The sequence below is a fragment of the Rhizobium sp. NZLR11 genome (assembly GCF_019685115.1).
Taxonomy (GTDB): Bacteria; Pseudomonadota; Alphaproteobacteria; order Rhizobiales; family Rhizobiaceae; genus Rhizobium.
The window spans coordinates 1-16,635 of sequence record NZ_JABDWD010000037.1 but is presented as its reverse complement, the minus strand read 5'-3'; the positions used below and the strand labels follow the sequence as shown (position 1 = coordinate 16,635).

General features: G+C 60.0%; 14 protein-coding genes and 1 pseudogene. 8 read left to right on the top strand and 7 right to left on the bottom strand.

What is annotated here, in order from left to right; genetic code table 11:
• Positions 1-108: 108 nt before the first annotated feature.
• The 4 genes from HJB83_RS32695 to HJB83_RS32680 form a co-directional block, all read right to left on the bottom strand.
• Positions 109-2,409, bottom strand: a complete 2,301-nt coding sequence (locus HJB83_RS32695; RefSeq protein ID WP_221159822.1) for a molybdopterin-dependent oxidoreductase — start codon at positions 2,407-2,409, stop codon at positions 109-111.
• 42 nt (positions 2,410-2,451) lie between these two features.
• Positions 2,452-3,828: an FAD-binding oxidoreductase gene (locus HJB83_RS32690; RefSeq protein WP_221159821.1), complete on the bottom strand. Its 1,377-nt coding sequence runs from the start codon at positions 3,826-3,828 to the stop codon at positions 2,452-2,454.
• 96 nt (positions 3,829-3,924) lie between these two features.
• Entirely contained in the window at positions 3,925-4,527 is a 603-nt protein-coding gene (locus HJB83_RS32685) for a 2-hydroxychromene-2-carboxylate isomerase (protein ID WP_221159820.1), read from the bottom strand.
• On the bottom strand, positions 4,511-5,107 hold the full coding sequence (locus tag HJB83_RS32680; RefSeq protein WP_221159837.1) for a TetR/AcrR family transcriptional regulator: 597 nt from the start codon (positions 5,105-5,107) through the stop codon (positions 4,511-4,513). Before HJB83_RS32680 ends, HJB83_RS32685 begins: the two co-directional genes overlap by 17 nt.
• Before the next feature lie 204 nt (positions 5,108-5,311).
• Here HJB83_RS32680 and HJB83_RS34455 point away from each other — a divergent pair.
• Positions 5,312-5,532: pseudogene (locus HJB83_RS34455) on the top strand (amidase); the annotation flags it as partial.
• A gap of 167 nt (positions 5,533-5,699) precedes the next feature.
• Here HJB83_RS34455 and HJB83_RS32675 read toward each other — a convergent pair.
• Positions 5,700-6,422, bottom strand: a complete 723-nt coding sequence (locus HJB83_RS32675; protein ID WP_221159819.1) for a GntR family transcriptional regulator — start codon at positions 6,420-6,422, stop codon at positions 5,700-5,702.
• A 216-nt stretch (positions 6,423-6,638) separates the two neighbouring features.
• Here HJB83_RS32675 and HJB83_RS32670 point away from each other — a divergent pair, with 216 nt between their 5' ends.
• The 7 genes from HJB83_RS32670 to HJB83_RS32640 all read left to right on the top strand — a co-directional run bounded on the left by HJB83_RS32670 (position 6,639) and on the right by HJB83_RS32640 (position 14,166).
• A complete protein-coding gene (locus tag HJB83_RS32670; protein WP_221159818.1) occupies positions 6,639-7,394 on the top strand; it encodes an ABC transporter ATP-binding protein in 756 nt (251 codons plus the stop codon).
• 13 nt (positions 7,395-7,407) lie between these two features.
• On the top strand, positions 7,408-8,403 hold the full coding sequence (locus HJB83_RS32665; RefSeq protein ID WP_221159817.1) for an ABC transporter substrate-binding protein: 996 nt from the start codon (positions 7,408-7,410) through the stop codon (positions 8,401-8,403).
• A gap of 10 nt (positions 8,404-8,413) precedes the next feature.
• On the top strand, positions 8,414-9,184 hold the full coding sequence (locus HJB83_RS32660; protein WP_221159816.1) for an ABC transporter permease: 771 nt from the start codon (positions 8,414-8,416) through the stop codon (positions 9,182-9,184).
• 12 nt (positions 9,185-9,196) lie between these two features.
• Positions 9,197-11,584 (top strand): hypothetical protein, encoded by a 2,388-nt coding sequence (locus HJB83_RS32655; protein ID WP_221159815.1) that lies wholly within the window; start codon positions 9,197-9,199, stop codon positions 11,582-11,584.
• 290 nt (positions 11,585-11,874) lie between these two features.
• Positions 11,875-12,546 carry a transcriptional regulator gene (locus tag HJB83_RS32650; protein WP_221159814.1) on the top strand — a complete coding sequence of 224 codons (672 nt, stop codon included), beginning with the start codon at positions 11,875-11,877 and terminating at the stop codon, positions 12,544-12,546.
• A 139-nt stretch (positions 12,547-12,685) separates the two neighbouring features.
• Positions 12,686-13,219: a hypothetical protein gene (locus tag HJB83_RS32645; protein WP_259671475.1), complete on the top strand. Its 534-nt coding sequence runs from the start codon at positions 12,686-12,688 to the stop codon at positions 13,217-13,219.
• A gap of 245 nt (positions 13,220-13,464) precedes the next feature.
• Positions 13,465-14,166 carry a hypothetical protein gene (locus HJB83_RS32640; RefSeq protein ID WP_221159812.1) on the top strand — a complete coding sequence of 234 codons (702 nt, stop codon included), beginning with the start codon at positions 13,465-13,467 and terminating at the stop codon, positions 14,164-14,166.
• 657 nt (positions 14,167-14,823) lie between these two features.
• Here HJB83_RS32640 and HJB83_RS32635 read toward each other — a convergent pair.
• Both HJB83_RS32635 and HJB83_RS32630 read right to left on the bottom strand, forming a co-directional pair.
• Positions 14,824-16,377 carry an ISL3 family transposase gene (locus tag HJB83_RS32635; protein WP_221159811.1) on the bottom strand — a complete coding sequence of 518 codons (1,554 nt, stop codon included), beginning with the start codon at positions 16,375-16,377 and terminating at the stop codon, positions 14,824-14,826.
• 61 nt (positions 16,378-16,438) lie between these two features.
• A partial coding sequence (locus HJB83_RS32630; RefSeq protein WP_221159810.1) for a hypothetical protein occupies positions 16,439-16,635 on the bottom strand: 197 nt, incomplete at its 5' end.

The following is a 16,635-nucleotide window of genomic DNA, read 5'->3' as shown; positions in this document are numbered from 1 at the left end:
TTGTTCTTTTTCTATCAAATTTGTAGATTATTTTGTCAGGTGGTCTGAAGCGCGAGGATCAGGATTTCCGGCAGCTGATCGTGCAGCAGGGGGATGCACGCTGCCGGTTTACCCGGTGATGAATGTCATACCGTCGAGAATGCGTACGGGCGGCAGTTCGCCGGTGAAGCGCTCGACATCGACCTTCGTCAGCTGTCCCGTCGAGCCTTGGGCAAGCTGCGATGTACCGGCATCGCGGGTGAGAATATTCGGATTGCCATGAATGCACATGGCCATCTGAGCATCCGCATCGTCAGGCTCGAACCACGCACCGGTGGCAAGCTGCATGACGCCCGGCCTCACATCGGCACTGATGACCGCAGCCGCCAGGCAACTGCCGCGGGCGTTGAAGAGCCGGACGATATCGCGGTCCGAAATTCCGCGCTCTGCCGCATCGGCCGAGTTGATGCGCACCGGTTCCCGGCCCGCGATCTTGGTTGAACGGCTGAAGTCACCATAGTCCAGCTGGCTGTGAAGGCGCGAATAGGGCTGATTGCAGACGAGATAAAGGGGGTACTGGCTTTCCGCCGCCTTTGCCTGCGGGCCCGGCTGATACCAGCGCGGATGGCCGCGGCAATCGTGATAACCAAAGCTCTCTATCGCTTCAGAGAAGATTTCGATCTTGCCCGATGGCGTCGGCAGGGGATTGGTCTCCGGATCGGCCCGGAAAGCGCGCGCAGGTCCACCATCATCCGGTTTTACCGGCAGCGGCTGTTCGCCTTTCTCCCAGAATGTCTCGAAACCCGGCGCCGGATGACCGCCGGCGGCGAGTGCTGCGCGTGTGGTCTCGAAGAGGAAACCAAGCCACTCGTGGCTTGACCGGTTTTCGGTGAATTCTTCTCGCTTGCCGAGGCGCTCTGCGATATCCGCGAATATCTCGTAGTCGTCGCGTGCTTCGCCGACCGGCTCAATCAGCTTTTTCATTGCGATCATCATCGGATCGCGGTCTGCCGCACCGATGTCATCGCGTTCGAGGGTCGTAGTCGCGGGCAGGACGATATCGGCGTGCCGCGCCGAGGACGTCCACGCCGTTTCGTGCACGATGATCGTCTCCGGCTTCTTAAACGCCTGGCGAAGTCTGTTGAGATCCTGATGGTGATGGAACGGGTTGCCGCCCGCCCAGTAGACGACGCGGATGTGGGGATAGCGCAGAGCCTGGCCATTGTAGTGGAACGGTTCGCCCGGGTTGAGCAGCATATCTGAGATCCGTGCGACGGGAATGAAATCCGGCACCGGATTGTGGAATTGCTTGAGCGTTGGCAGGGGGACGGCGAGCTGGCTTTTGCCGATGTTGCCGAGCGCGCCGAGCGAATAGGAAAAGCCGCTGCCATCGAGCCCGATCTGGCCGAGCAGGGCCGCCAGCACGATCCCCATCCAGACCGGCTGTTCGCCGTAGTCCGCGCGCTGCAGGGAATGGCTGACGGTGATCAACGTCCGGGCATTCGCCATGCGCCGTGCCAGATCCACGATCGTCTGGGTCGCAATACCGCAGATGCCGGCTGCCCATTGCGGGCTCTTTTCAATGCCATCCTCGCGTCCCAGCAGATAAGCCTCGAAGCGTGGATAGCCTGTCGTATAGCGGTCGAGAAACTCCCGGTCGTGCCGTTCCTCGCTGACGAGGACGAAGGCGATCGCGAGCATGAGCGCGACGTCGGTTCCGGGGATGACCGGCAGCCATTCCGCATCCAGGTCGGCGGCAATGTCATCCTTGAGCGGGCTGATGAGGACGAATCGCGCGCCGCGCGCACGAGCGCCGCTCAACGCAGGGCGCACGACATGCTTGCTGTTGCCGCCGCCATGGACGTCGGTGTTCTTGACCGCCATGCCGCCGAAGGCAACGATCAGCTCGCTGCTGCGCTCGATCGCCGCCCAGGTGACGCTCTTTCGGTCGAAGCTGTCGTAAGGGCCGAGCACATGCGGAATGATGACCATCGCCGCGCCCGAACTGTAGGTATTGACCGATCTGACATATCCGCCAAGGACGTTGAGGAAGCGATGGATTTGGCTTTGCGCGTGATGAAACCGTCCAGCGCTTGACCAGCCGTACGAGCCGCCGAAGATTGCCTGCGGTCCGGCTTCGACGTGAACACGGCGAAGCTCGTTGGCGACCAGATCGAGCGCTTCCCGCCAGCTGACCTCGACATAGCCGTCGCTTCCGCGCTTCTCCGCGTTGTTCGGCTTGCCTTCAAGCCAGCTGCGCCTGATGGCCGGTCGCCGGATGCGGGCGGAGCTGTGGGCGATTGCGGGCAGATTGCCGAGCAAAGGAGATGGATGCGGATCGGCGGGGTGCGGATGGATTTCGAGCTCGCCGCCCTGGTGTCGTCCGTAGAATGCGCCCCAATGAGAGCTGTGGGGTTTGAACCCGTCCATCGCGCCGTCTCCCGTGAACAAGTGTGGAAACATCGGCAATTCTCACACCGGCAGGATCTTGCCGGGGTTCATGATGCCTTGGGGATCGATGGCGTGCTTCAGCAGGGCCATCAGCTCGACGGCGTCTCCGTGTTCCTGACGCAGATAGCCGATCTTGCCGGTGCCGACGCCATGTTCCCCGGTCGACGTGCCGCCGACGGAGATTGCGTGTTCGACCATCGCCTTGTTGATGGCCGCGACCTCGGCGAGTTCCGCCTTGTTCTCGGGATCCACGGCGAAGACCACATGATAGTTGCCGTCGCCGACATGGCCGAGAATGGCAGCCGGAACACTGCAGTCCTGCAGCAGTGCGCGGGTCTTAAGAATGCAGCCGCTGAGTTCCGATACCGGAACGCAGACGTCAGATGACCAGCCCTTGGCATTATGCCTTTGCGATACGACTGCGTAGAAGGCGTTATGGCGGGCCTTCCACAGGCGATTTCGCTCTTCCGGCGCATTGGCCCATTCGAAATCCTTACCGCCGTGATCCTTGACGATTTCCGCAACCCGCTCGATCTGCTCCTGGACCGAGGCGGGCGATCCGTGGAACTCGAAGGCGAGGGTGTCCTCGATCTTGAGCGAGAGACCGGAATAGGCATTGGCCGCAGCAATGAGGCCACGATCCATCAACTCCATCCGCGCGACTGGGATGGCGAGCTGCACGATCGCGATCGCCGCGTTGACTGCCTGCTCGACGCTTTCGAACGAGCAGAGGGCCGCCGAAATAGTTTCCGGGACGCCCTGGAGCCGCAAGGTTACTTCAGTAATGATGCCGAGCGTGCCTTCAGAGCCGACAAAGAGGCGGGTGAGGTCATATCCAGCGGACGACTTGCGCGCGCGTCCGCCGGTTCGAATGATCTGGCCGCTTGGTAGCACGACGCTGAGCGACAGCACGTTCTCGCGCATGGTGCCATAGCGCACGGCATTGGTGCCCGACGCCCGCGTCGCCGCCATGCCGCCAATCGAAGCGTTGGCACCCGGATCGATCGGGAAGAACAGGCCCTGGTCGCGAAGATGGGCATTGAGCTGTTCGCGGGTGACGCCGGCCTGGACGGTGCAGTCGAGATCCTCGGCGCTGACGCGAATGATCTGCGACATCCGCGAAAGATCGATCGACACGCCGCCGCGCACCGCGGTCAGATGCCCCTCGAGCGAGGTTCCCGCCCCGAAAGCGATCACCGGTACGCCTGCCGCGGCACAGAGCCGGACGGCTTCGGCGACGTCGTCGGTGCTCCGTGCGAATATGACGGCATCCGGGATCGCTGGCGCATGATGGGATTCACCACGGCCGTGCTGTTCCCGCAGCGTCTGCGAGATCGAGAAACGTTCGCCGAATCTGGCACTCAGCTGGTTGGATAGCTCGACTGGCAGGACGTTCATTGCTCGTTTCCCTCTATCGCCGACAGCCGTGCCGATAGAGATTGCCAACCACCGTCGACGTGGTGGCAGGCGTGCCGGCACTGGTTCTGGCAGATCTCAGGCGGCGATCTTTTCGCCATTCAGGTGGCGCTCCAGGAATGGCAGGCTATCCTGCCCCCAATAGAGCTCATCCTCGTAGCGGAACGTCGGAAGACCGAAGATTCCGGCGCTCTTGGCCACTGTGATGTTGGATGTCCAAATTGAGTGTATCGCCTCCGACTGGGCGCGTTCTTCGAGCTTTGCTCCATCGAAGCCTGCCTTCTCGGCTATCGCCTGGCGGACTTCGCTTCGGCCAATATCATTGCCACTCGTCCAGAAGGCTGCCTGAAGCGCGCGGGTCAGCGCTATCCAGTCCAAACCATCTTCGATGGCGGCCATGACCAGGAAGCCGGCGGGAGTCGGATCGGAAAGGGCGCCGCGATTTTCGAAATTGAGCGTCTTGCCGCGCAATGCTGCCCAGCGCTTCAGGTCTGTCGTCCAATAGGCGCGTCGGGCCTCGGGCCTGTTGCGGGAATAGATGCCGCCATTGTCCTCGATTACCGAGATGACGTGCGGGCGGATCAGCGCCCCGTGCGCTCGTGTAAGATCTGTAAAGGCATCGAGACCGATGAAGGACCAGGGCGAACCGATGCCGAAGAAGTAGTCAATTGCCTTTGTCATGCTCTGCCTTTTCAGCATTTTTGAACGAGGGAACTGCGGCGTCGAATACGAAAAGGGCGCAGTCTCTGGCGGTTAGCACAGCCTGGGGATCGCGGCCGACGGCGACTGTCGCCAGCGCTCCTTCGTAGAGAAGGGAAAGATGAGCGGCCGGCTGACTTGCTTCTACGCCTGCTCTCGTCATGAGCGCGGCAAATATATGGCTCACCGTTGCTTTGTGGTTGCGCGCGACAGCAACGACGCGTTCTGAATCGCCGTGCTCGGCAACCGCAAGGGCGAATGCGCACCCGCGAAATTCAGGGCTATCAGCCTTCTCATGCAGCCCTTCGAAGATCAGGTTGAGCTGATCGCGCGGACGTGGTGCGGCGTCGAGGACGGCTTCCAGAGAGCGGATTACCCGCTCATGGCGATCCTTAAGATAGGCCGCGACGAGATGATCCTTCGACGGAAAATGCCGGTAAAGCGTTGCCTTGGCGACTTTGGTTTCATCGATGATGCGGTCGATGCCAACGGCGCGGATGCCTTCGCGGTAAAAAAGTGCGCCAGCAGACGCAAGGATGTGATCTGAAATGGAAGCTTTCATGGAACTGCTTGGTTGGACTTGCTCGGCGCTGCACGCCGCTTCATGCGACTCCACAGTTACGGGTGTTGTAGGCTGACAACCCTCCGGTAGAAAGACAGGTCGTTCCCTTTCTGCTGGACACGTAGAAATGTTTTTGCGCTTCGGCTTGTCCAGTCTCTCTTTTTCATACTGTCTTCAGCCCAAAAACTGGTCGACCCAACCTGATCTCTTCCGACATCGGCCACGAGCCCGCCAAGGCGCGAAGCCGGGCCGGAGAGTTTCGCCGCATTTCGTTCCGCCTGCATCAAGCTTCTGTGTCTCTCAGGCCTTATCCGCAACTATCATTTCCAATTGCCCATTCCGGCAGGAGCGTTTCATTTTCTTTGGTCGGAGCAAAGAGCACTGACAGGATACTGGTCAATGTTGCGAAGCGACTGGGGAGCTGAAAGAGAGCAGATGCTGTCGAAAAACCGGGACAGTTCTGGTAGTCTTGACGGGGCGACTTAAGCTTGCTCTTCATTCGATGAATGGAGGGTTTCGCAAAAAAATCTATCTCGAACCTGAAATCGTGAGCACTGCGGTCCGAACCCATTCGAGATGACTACTCGAACACTCAGCGCTCGGGCATTCGACTACCGAGGACAAACTGGTAGCGCTCCGGTCGAATGAAGAATTCAGACTTTTCGGCGCAGGCGCCGGTTTCGAAATAGGAAGTTCGTTCGAGCACAAGCAGGACCGTATTTTCCGCCGCTCCGATCAACGACGCTATCCGCGGTGAGGCAGCACGCGCCCCGATCGCAATCTCGGCGGAGACAATGTCAGCTCCGGCTTTGTCTTTAAGGAGTGCATAAGTCGGTTGTTGTTCCGCGATCTCTCGCTCTAGCTCCGACATGAAGGCCGGCAAGAGGCTTCGGCCCAAAGCAATCGGCTCGTTATTCACCACATGAAGCCGCTCCAGAAGTGCGCATGTCGTTCCGAACAGCGGGATGAAAGCAGATGGCGTTTCAATGGCGGTCAACTCGACGATCCGCATCGTGGCATCGAAGCCTTGGACTTTGAGCGATTCATGAAAACTACGCAGCGTGTCGATCTGATGGCGCACCTGCTTGCCGGCCACGAAAGTGCCCTTGCCTTTACGACGTTCGATCAGACCAGACTTATCGAGCTGTTCGAGTGCCAGCCGGACGGTGACGCGACTGACCATGAAGCGTGCCATGATCTGCGATTCCGACGGGAGCCGACCAGAGGGCTCGTAGGCGCCTTCGGTGATCTCGGCACGAAGGCGATCGGCGATCTGCAGGTACATGGCCACCGGGTTGTTGCGTATGAGACTCATCTATTTTCCATTGGGTCGAAAAAACCAAGGAGCAGCAAAGCTTTGGAATAGCGTTTCCTTTTGCTGCCGGACAAGGGGAACTCTTCACATTGATAACCTGTATTATAATGTATTAAAAATTAGGGCAACTCCAATCCAGGGTCGTCCTCGGGCAACATGGCATCTCTACCTACATCACGACCGATTTCATCCGGCGCCGCCTTCTCGGTGGACGGCATGGCTTTCGCCTATCCCGAAAGTCGACGCGGCGTATTCGAACGATTTTCGCTGAAAGTTCGCCCGGGAGAATTCGTGGCGATCCTCGGTCCTTCCGGTTGTGGCAAGTCGACGCTGCTTAACCTTCTCTCCGGCTTCCTGCGCCCGCAATCGGGGCATATCACCATAGACGGCGCGCCTGTTGTGCCGGAGCATCCGATCCTCGGATATGTATTTCAGTCGCCAAATCTCTTCCCTTGGCTGAGTGTCCTGGAAAACGTCCGCTTCGGCCTGCGCATGAATCGCCGTGGATCTCCGCAGGAGCAGCGAGACGTCGCCCTGCATTTTCTGCGGCTTGTCGGCCTGGAAGAGCAAGCGCATGAGCCGCCTCACCGATTGTCGGGCGGCCAGCGTCAAAGGGTTGCGCTGGCGCGGTCGCTGGCGCTCGAGCCGCGTCTTCTGCTGATGGACGAACCATTCGCAGCGCTCGACGCCATGACGCGCACAGCCCTTAATGACGAATTGCTTCGCATCTGGTCCAGCTTGGGGAAGACCGTCCTGTTCATCACCCATGACATCGACGAAGCGATCTATCTCGCCGACAGGGTTCTCGTCCTTGGGCTGCCGCCGGCGGGCATCACCGCCGAAGTGGCGATCGATCTGCCGCGTTCTCGCGATCAGCGTGTCACGAGAGCCAATCCGCTCTTCGCTCAACTGCGCGAACGGCTCAGCGAGGAAATCGCCAAGGTCATGACCAGCAATCAACGCGTTACCTGAAGGGGAGCATCCGATGAAACGCATTCTACCTGCAGTTCTTCTCGCACTTGCAGCGGCTTTGCCTGCCCATGCCGAGGATCAGCGACCGCTTCGCATTGGCTGGGTCCAGGCCATGGCGAACGCGCCTGTCCTGATCGCCGAGGAGAAAGGCTACTTTCGGGAAGAGGGATTGAACGTCGAGCTCAAGGGTTTCGGCGATGGTCCGGTCATCCAGCAGGCGGTGGCCGGAGGCGAAATCGATGTGGCCTATATCGGCGCGCCCCCGGTCTATCAATGGGCGGCGCGCGGTCTCGACGCGAAGATCATCGCCAAGGTCAACTATGGTCAGGCAGCCGTGATCGCCAAGGCGGACGGCCCCATTCACGTGCTTTCCGACCTCAAAGGCAAGAGGCTTGCCGGCGTCAGCAAGGGCAGCGGCATGGACGTGCTGCTGCGTGGTTACGTCTTGAAAGAGGCCGCCGGCCTCAGTCCGGACACCGATCTTGCGCTGTCGCAAATGCCGGTGGGCAACATGAACGCCGCCCTTGATACCGGCGTCGTCGATGCAGCATTCCTGTGGGAGCCCTTCATCAGCCAGTCGGTGCTCCGCGGTGCAGGTCGTGTCGTCTTTGACGTGAACGGCGCTATGCCCGGTTATCCCTGGTATGTCGTGGCAGCGCCTGCCAAGACGCTGAAGGAACGTCCAGACGATCTCGTGAAACTGTTGCGCGCGAATTCGAAGGCCGTTGCCTTTCTACGGGAGCACCCAGAAGAGGCCGACCGGATCATCGCCGGGAGTTTTAAGCTGGAACCCCTGAAGGCCGCGGACGGGAGCATCGTTCCGCCGGAAGCGATCGTTGCGGAGGCGAGGAAGCGCCTTGGGTGGTCGGCGGAAATCGAGCCGTCCGACCGTGCCTTCATCCAGCGGCTCATCGACTACTCGGTCGTCCTCGGCTTTCTCGATAAGCGCTTGAATGTCGACGACATCATTGACGACAGCTTCGCCGCAAAAGCGGCCGCCCAACGATGAGATCCGATCGATGAAGAAGTTGGCAGCGCGGCTGCGTTTTCCGCAACCGTCCTGGCGCTGGGCAGCGCTCCCGTTCTTGCTTATCGTGTGGTGCCTCGCGGCAAGCCGCGTTCCCGCCTATGTGCTGCCACAGCCATGGGACGTGGCGGCCGAAGGGCTTCGCTGGATCCGGTCGGGCGAGTTGGGCCGCCAGGTCATGGCTAGCTTGTTGCGGGAATTCGGCGGCTTCGGCGCGGCTGTCGTGGCTGCCATGCTCATCGGCGTGTCCGCCGGACTTTGGCGGCCGTTTCGCGAATTCGTCCAGCCGCTGCTCGGACTTTTCATGGCCATCCCTCCGATCGCCTGGGCGCCGCTGTCGCTGATCTTCTTCGGCCTCGGATATCTCTCCATCGCCGTCGTCATATTCATCGCCTCGGCATTTCCAATGGCCGTGACCATTCAGGAAGGCGTGCTTTCCATCAGCGGCGGCGAGGTGCGTGCAGCGCGCATACTGGGTGCCAGACGGCTGCAATTGCTGGCCCACGTATATCTTCCCGCCTCTCTTCCTTTCCTCACTGCCGCATTGCGCATCGGTTTTGCCCAGGCATGGCGCGCGCTGGTGGCGGCCGAGATGATCGGCGCATCTCAAGGTATCGGCTGGATGGTCGCCATGGGCGGGCAGCTCGGCAATTCGGCGCAGGTGCTTCTCGGTATCGCGCTGATAGGACTTACCGCGTGGCTGATGGAGAGCCTCGTGTTTCGACGGATAGAGCGCCGCTACGAAGGCTGGCGCGGACAATAACGGACGTTTCCCATGACAGAGATTTTGCCGCACAAGACGTTTCAAGCCAGCGCCCATTCTCCGGCGGGTCTTGCCGATCATTTCGATACTCTGCCCTTCCTCGGCCGTCTGACCTGTCAGAGGCAGACGCTGACGGCGGGCGAGTGGACCGAATTGGAGCTCGTTTATGAGGTCGGCGCTGTCGGTCTCGCAGACGGCGCGTGGCTGAAGCTCGCCTTCAAGTTCTATTCCGACTGGGCGCTCTTCCAGACAACAGACCCGGCGGGCGCCAACTATGTTTCCGCCGAATACCATGCCGGTCCTCTGGTTTCGGGGCAAAGCCCGGGTACGGTTCAAGCACTGAAGGTGCGCTTCGATCAGAAGGGACACGAACGTCCCTTCCAGAAGGCTGTCATCATCGACATCGTCGACGGCTATCTCAATCCCGGCGACAGGATCGTCATCCGCCTGGGCGATCGGCGGCAGGGCGGCGCCGGCACCCGTGTACAGACGTTCGTGGAGAAGGCGTTCCGTTTCCGGCTATTCGTCGATCCGCTGGGCAGCTCGAAATTTGCGGAAGTGCCCGGCGACTGTAAACTGGATATCGCCGCCGGCCAGCCGCATGCCCTCCAGGTCATCGGCCCGCGGCTGGTTGGCCTCAGTCAATTCTTCGACGCTATCGTGCGCGTCGACGATATATGGGGAAACACCTGCCACGGTCGCGACCTGCAGGGTACGCTTGTCATTGTCGCCCCGGATGGCAGGCAACAAACGGAGCCAGTGGCATTCGCCGCGGAAGGCTGGACATTCGCGCGGATTGCCGGCCTTTCCTTCGCTGACGCCGGCGAATGGAAATTGCAAGCATGGCTGAACGGCGTACCCAGCGTCGCCCCGGGCGTCGCTTATGTGCAGAGCGAAGAGGGTGCCTTGCGTCCTCTCTATGCGGATCTGCACGTCCATTCCGACGACACCGTTGGCACCAATGATGCCACCTACAATCTCACCTATGGGCGCGACATCGCCGGACTTGACGTGGTGGGCTACACCGTCAACGATTTCAACATCACCGAAACGAACTGGGACGCGGCCGTCAAGACCATCCACGAACTCAACGAGCCCGATCGCTTCGTCTGTTATCCAGGCACCGAATGGTGCGGCAACTCCGCTGCCGGTGGCGACCGAAACGTCGTCTTCCTGCGCGACGGCAAGCCCCGGTTTCCGTTCGACGAGAAGGGGCGCTCCCTTCGCTCTTTCGAATGGAATGAGACGACCGCAGGAACCATCCGCCCTGGTATCTGGCCCGTGGACAAGCTCTATGCAGCCTATGAGGATGATCCGGAGGGCCATTTGTTGATCCCGCACGTGGGCGGCCGGCGCTGCATTCTGGACTGGAACCATCCGGAACTGGAACGACTGATCGAGGTCGGTTCCGCCTGGGGACAGTTCCATTGGCTTTACGCCGAAGCGTTGGCACGCGGATACAGGGTCGGCGCTTCCGCGGCCAGCGACGAGCATCAGGGCCGCTGCGGCGGCGGTGCGCCGGCCACCGGAACCTTCGGTGTACGCGGCGGGCTCACCGGCGTCCTCGCCGACCGTTTCGACCGTTCCGGCGTTGGCAGCGCGCTTCGGGCGAGGCGAACTTTTGCCACGACCGGAGAACGCAGTTTCGCCGTTCTGTCGCAAGGCGCGCATTTCATGGGAGAGGTGTTCAGTGCCGATTCCGACGAGCCGCTCTCCTACCGCCTGCTCGGAAATGCCGGCTGGGAGGAGGTCCAGCTTTTCGACGGCGACCGCCTCGTGTGGCGACGCGATCTTCATGCCGAAGCTGGCTTCAGCGAACAGGGCGTGCGAATCCGCTTCGGCGGCGCGCGGATCAAGGATCGCTATCGGGCGGCCTATTGGAGCGGCCAGGTGGCTGTGACCGGTGCAGCGCTCCTGGATGTGCACGGGGTCGGTTTCGACCATCCGGAGCAAAGCGTGTGGCGCACTGGGCACGGCACGCTCGGCTTCAGGACGGCAACCCATGGCGACGTCGATGGAATCGAACTTAAGCTTTCCGACCTGCGCGACGCGCGCATCGCCATCGTCGCGAAGCTCCACGGCTACAGCAAGATAGGAGATCCGTTGCAGCCGCCGCCACATGTCCATGCGCCCGAGGTGTCATTGGAGGCAAGCGGAAACGAGTTGATCGCAAAGGGCTCCATCTCGATCAATCTTGCCGGTGTCGAGCTGCGCCTTCTGTTGGAGCGCGTCACGGATCACATCTTGCCGCGCGATCTTTCCGGCGAAATACCGATTGCCGAACTCGGATTGCAGGATGGACGCGAACATCCGCTTTTCCTTAGCGCAAGGCAGCGCGATCAATCCCGTGTCTGGACGTCGCCGTTATTCGTGATAAGTCCGGCAGCTGAGACACGCTGAGTTCAGTCTGTTTGTGTGCGCCTCGCGAATACCGGCGCTGATACGGTTGAGTGTGCGTTGTGGTGCCGCTTGATAAGCGAGGTCAGCGGTCCAATCCCATCAAGGGCACGGCTTCAACCACTGCGTGATTGTTACTCTGCCCCGTTAATGGAATCCGTTGACGGAAATCCTGCACTCGGATGTGTGGGCGGATACGCTGTTGGTCTCTATAGACTGCTATCCAGGTAACCGCTATTTGCGATGCTGAGCACTAGCCGAGACTCTTGTTGACACACCCAAGGCCTCTTGAAATGAAAAAAGTCCAACGCAGTTTTGCCGTCGAGTATAAATCCGGGCGGCGGAAGACCGATCCCAAGGCCAACTCCATCTGGGGTAATATGGATCTTAAGTCTGTTGCCCGCGATGTAGAGGAAGAGGCAATGCCATTTCTGTCGGGCGGCCCGCAGGAGCGCGAAGCTACCGGCGAAGTGCCTTTCCCTGCATCAGAACAGGCCGGGCCTTTGTTGACACTGCCGCTCGGGCAGGAGACAACTGCATCGGCTTTAAAGGAGACAATGATGGCCGACGAAAGCGATACGATGACCAATACGAATGCGCCGGCCGTTGTCGAAACCGAACTTGCGCCAAAGAAGCAGCGTAAACCCCGCGCCAAGAAGGCGGCCCCTGAAACGGTGCTCGTCGAGGTAGCCGCGGAACCGGCTGTAGTTTCAAGTGTAGCGGCTGGAAGGCAGAAGAGGGGACGCAAGTCCAAGTCGGCTGAAGCTGTCAGCAGTGCCAAGCGCGCGCCCGTGAAACGTGCGACGAGGCCTGCGCAGACAGTAACGATGGCCCCGATGACGGCGGGCGATGAGATGGCGGATCTCCTGCAGTTGGAACAGGAAAACCAAAGACTGCGCAAGCTGCTAGCCGAACAACTCCGCACTGAGAATGCCGATCTGCGAAAGCGACTTAAGCTCGATTGATAATAACAGGCGGCCAGTCGCAGCCGCATTTCCGTGGCTATCGGGCTATGCATTTGGCGGCAGTTACGGCTGTCGCCAAAGCCGGAACTTGCAGCCTGCATGCGGGAAAGAACGCGAGGTCGAATAGTTGGCGTCTCCATTGAAATTTCTTGCTCGGTTGATGCGGAGGCGAGAAATCGTCACGGTCGACGACGTGAAGCCGGACATGTTGGCAATTGGCGATCCAACTGAACCCGCTGCCGAGAAAAGCCTGAACACCGCTGATCGACCATCAGACGAAAAGGCACAGCCTCGCAATCAACCCGATCCGGCTTCCGCAACGCCTGAGCCGTCCGAAGAAATCGGAAGTGATGCTCAGGATACCGCCGACATTGCAAACGCCGAGCCAGTGAAAGCCGCTGATTTGGCTTCATTCGATGGCACTGACATCGCCGCCGCCCACCGCGCTCCGGAGCTTGGGCAGACTGCCGAAAGCGCGCCGCGCAAGCACGGCAGCCGCGCCAAGAGAACCGAAGCGGTTGCAATCGTTTCACCGGCCTCTCCCGTACCAACCTTCTCCGATAAGGCGAAGAGCTTGGATGAAGAGATCAGGGTGCTCCGCGGGCAGTTGACGAGCAAGCTTCAACTGCAAAACGCCCAACTGAAAAAAATGCTGGAGCGATTCGAACGTTGATCCATTTGTCAGCGACGACAGCGTCACGCCCAGAAGCCAGAAATAATCTCCGATTTGAATGGGTGCCAACGGTTTGATCCCGCTCAAGGCGCCTGGGTTTGATGCGGCGGGCCAGTGGTTCGAAATCAAATCGTGGAGGGGCAGATGACGGCGTTGAATAATTTGGTCATTATACTTCTATGTTTCGGCCATCCACGCTCTCGCCCTTTGTCTTTTTGTCGCCCTCTCTTTCGCAGCACGACGTGATGGGATGCCCCCTCACTATTAACGGCATGAAGCTTCTCCACTATGTCGAGAACAACGGCGGTATTCCGCTGACGCAATCCATGGGCGCGTTTCATAGGAGATGTGTCGAATGGGCGGCACATGAATTTCAGTGGCCCGGGTATGAACCGGAAATCCTCTATTCGGTGAATAAGGTTCTGAACGAACCGGATTTTCCCCCGCTCTCCATCCTGCATTGGGCGCTGCAGGACCTTCGTATCATCCGCCACTACAAAGGCAGGGCCTTGCTCACGAAGCGCGGCAGGTCGATCCTCGGCAATCACGGGGAGCTTCAGGCTGTTCTCGCAGAATGGATGCTGGCCGCTCCGCTGCAGGAGAGCCTTTCCTCCGAAGCTGCCGCCCTGTTCTGGGATCTTAGGCATATGCTGGGCATCGTCTCGACCCGGATGGGCGACTGGGTGACGCTTGGTGATTATACCGAATGGGCACTCCCGGTGGAGCTTTTCCCGGCGAGGGGACCGCTCGGCCCCGGACACGAGGCAGGCTGTTTCATCGCACATAATCTCGTTCGCCCGCTGACCTGGCAGGGCGTACTGGAGAACTCGCCGCAGAACGTGCCAGCCATGTCGATGATGGAGAGACAATTTCGGAAGACGGTGTTGTTCGATAAATTCTTCAGGATCGGCCTTCCGATCGGGATCGAGGCGGTCATCCTCCACTGACAAGCCACAGGGATGCGCGCGCTGGCGCTGTAGCGTATCGGGCACTCCGAGTCGCACGGCAGCTGCACAGCCAACAGTACATTCTGCGGTTTGTAAATCACCGCGCCGGACGATGCAGCAGCGGCATTTATAGTGCCAAACAACAGAACCAGTGCTTGGCGGATGCTGCAAACTGGTTCATCGCGGATCTCTTTGCCGCCAATTCTGATCACGGAGGCAAGGTGGCGGCTCTGGAATGTGAGAAGCGGCCCCGCGCGCCGGGGGCTGTCGATCCCGGGTCCCGGCATCGCCGTCGCTATGCTGACCCTCCTGCGGCAACCCTTTTAACCGGTCTTGCGGGAGGCGAACGGCTTTCGCGGTTCCCAGCTGGTATGCCCGTTCCTGTTCTGGACGCTGGCGCGTGGCTGACAACCGGCGGCACCATGGTGGCGGTCAGTCGGTCGGTGTAACCCAGGCAGGTGTTGCGGTTTGCACTGTAAGGTTAGGCTTGATCGGAGCCGGCCCGCATGTTTTGAGATTGACCATAGACGGCAAGGATATCAGAGACCAAATGGCAGAGCAGTTCGACATGTTTTCGGAGGGGGCTGGTGGAAGCCGTCCAATCGCGTGTCAATCGGCGTCCAAAATTGGCTCTGACGCAGATTTGGTGCAATTCTCTCATGTCGCGCCGATCAAGCGGGCTTGAAGAAGATCGAGCTTTCCGCGACCGTACATCTGGCGCTTCACCAACTTGAGCTTGGTGATCTGCCCTTCGGTTTGTCCGTTGGACCAGGGTGAGACGATCGCTGCTCGGACTGCTTGTAGGTCTTTCGCAACGCCATTGCCAAATGAGGCAACCAGACTTTCGCGAGCGCGGTCGATCCACGGTGCGAGCTCGCTTTCCTCCTTGCGCCTGATCATGCGATGGAAGTCGGCAATGATGTCGCGAGCTTTAACCAGCAATGGTACACCGCCTTCTATTGCAGCGATGGTGACGGTCTCGGATTTCGTCAGGTTGTCTCTGCTGGTTGTCAAAAGGCGGGCAATCGTTCGGGCAGAGGGGACGCGGGTCAACGATTCCGCATCGGCCTTTTCGGCCCGTTTCCGCCGAGTGACCCATTCACTCACGACCCGACGCGAGCCACGAAAGCCCTGTGTTCTCAATCGGCGCCATAGCTCAGTGCCGTTTCGCTTGCCGGCAGCCCATTGCGCGTCCAGCCATTCGAGATAGGACTCCAACGAACTTTCTCTTGACCGAAAGACGTCGTTGCGGTGCCCTCTGAGCACCTGGCGGACCAAGCCGCGGCTATGACCAGTACGGCGCACGATTTCCTTGATCGTGACACCGTCCTTTGCAAGCGCCGTGATCGCCGCGTTGGTCTGTTCGCGCCGGAGATAGCCTTCGTATTGAAGGCGTTCGGCCGCGGTCAGAAGTTTAGGATTGACGCGCGTTGCACCGAGTGTCTTGCGAATTTGCCGCATCGATTTGCGGACAGAATCCAGGAATGCACGGCTGGCATTCTCCATCAGATGCCATCGATCAGCGACCTGCACTGCATCGGGCAACGCCTTTGCCGCCGCCAGCCCGTAAGCACCGCCGCGGTCGCGAGCAATGATCTGGATTTGGGGATTTTCCCGCAACCAAGCCTCTGCCGTCGTCGGCTCACGGTCGGGCAGCAAACGGATCGGCCGCCGACGCTCCAGGTCACACACGATTGTGCCATAGCGATGATTGCGCCGCCACGCCCAGTCGTCGATGCCAATCACCGAGGGCGGGATCGACGGCGGCAATCCTTGCCTGCGAATGACGCGGAGCAAGGTGTCATTGCTGACGGGAAGCATCAGCCGCTCGGCAAAACGCGCCGCCGGGCGTCCTCCAAGAGCGAGGGCCAGATGGTGGACGAGATGCTCGAGACGCGCGGTTCTTCTAGCATAGGGAGGTAGCACATCCCCGAACCGTTCGGCGAATATCTGCGTGCCGCAGAGCACCGCGTCACAGGTGAACCTCCGCGTGCGCACGAGAAGCCTGACGCGCCTTCCGGAAAGGGGGAGGTCCGCGACCTGGCGGCAATAGCGGCTTCGAACCGTTCGCGACATTCGTCCGCACGCGGGACACGACGCGGCAGCGTCGGCTCGGGAAAGCAAGATGCAGGTCTCATCGTCAATTTGGGTGATGCGTTCGGCGATGAAACCAGCCGGTACCAAATCAGAGGGGCGAAACTTGATGCTCATCAGACTGATTCCTTTGTGGAAACCAACACCGCAGCATCGTTACAACTGCATCAAAACTGAGTCAGAGCCAAATTTGCACGCCGAAACACACAATTTTTTCGAGAAGCGTAGATAGCAGCAGCAGCCAAGCTGGTCCGCCGTCGAAAAAAGCCCCGCATTCGCGCGGGGCTCTAGTTGGACAAACACGGACGTGCGACGTAGCAAGCACATCCATGTATTCGCAACCCGGAAAATAAAGAAAAGTTCCAACGCAAGCAT

Excerpts from the sequence above, each read along its gene's own strand:
- HJB83_RS32695 (WP_221159822.1), bottom strand. The coding sequence starts at position 2,409 with ATGGACGGGTTCAAACCCCACAGCTCTCATTGGGGCGCATTCTACGGA.
- HJB83_RS32690 (WP_221159821.1), bottom strand. The coding sequence starts at position 3,828 with ATGAACGTCCTGCCAGTCGAGCTATCCAACCAGCTGAGTGCCAGATTC.
- HJB83_RS32685 (WP_221159820.1), bottom strand. The coding sequence starts at position 4,527 with ATGACAAAGGCAATTGACTACTTCTTCGGCATCGGTTCGCCCTGGTCC.
- HJB83_RS32680 (WP_221159837.1), bottom strand. The coding sequence starts at position 5,107 with ATGAAAGCTTCCATTTCAGATCACATCCTTGCGTCTGCTGGCGCACTT.
- HJB83_RS32675 (WP_221159819.1), bottom strand. The coding sequence starts at position 6,422 with ATGAGTCTCATACGCAACAACCCGGTGGCCATGTACCTGCAGATCGCC.
- HJB83_RS32670 (WP_221159818.1), top strand. The coding sequence starts at position 6,639 with ATGGCTTTCGCCTATCCCGAAAGTCGACGCGGCGTATTCGAACGATTT.
- HJB83_RS32665 (WP_221159817.1), top strand. The coding sequence starts at position 7,408 with ATGAAACGCATTCTACCTGCAGTTCTTCTCGCACTTGCAGCGGCTTTG.
- HJB83_RS32660 (WP_221159816.1), top strand. The coding sequence starts at position 8,414 with ATGAAGAAGTTGGCAGCGCGGCTGCGTTTTCCGCAACCGTCCTGGCGC.
- HJB83_RS32655 (WP_221159815.1), top strand. The coding sequence starts at position 9,197 with ATGACAGAGATTTTGCCGCACAAGACGTTTCAAGCCAGCGCCCATTCT.
- HJB83_RS32650 (WP_221159814.1), top strand. The coding sequence starts at position 11,875 with ATGAAAAAAGTCCAACGCAGTTTTGCCGTCGAGTATAAATCCGGGCGG.
- HJB83_RS32640 (WP_221159812.1), top strand. The coding sequence starts at position 13,465 with ATGGGATGCCCCCTCACTATTAACGGCATGAAGCTTCTCCACTATGTC.
- HJB83_RS32635 (WP_221159811.1), bottom strand. The coding sequence starts at position 16,377 with ATGAGCATCAAGTTTCGCCCCTCTGATTTGGTACCGGCTGGTTTCATC.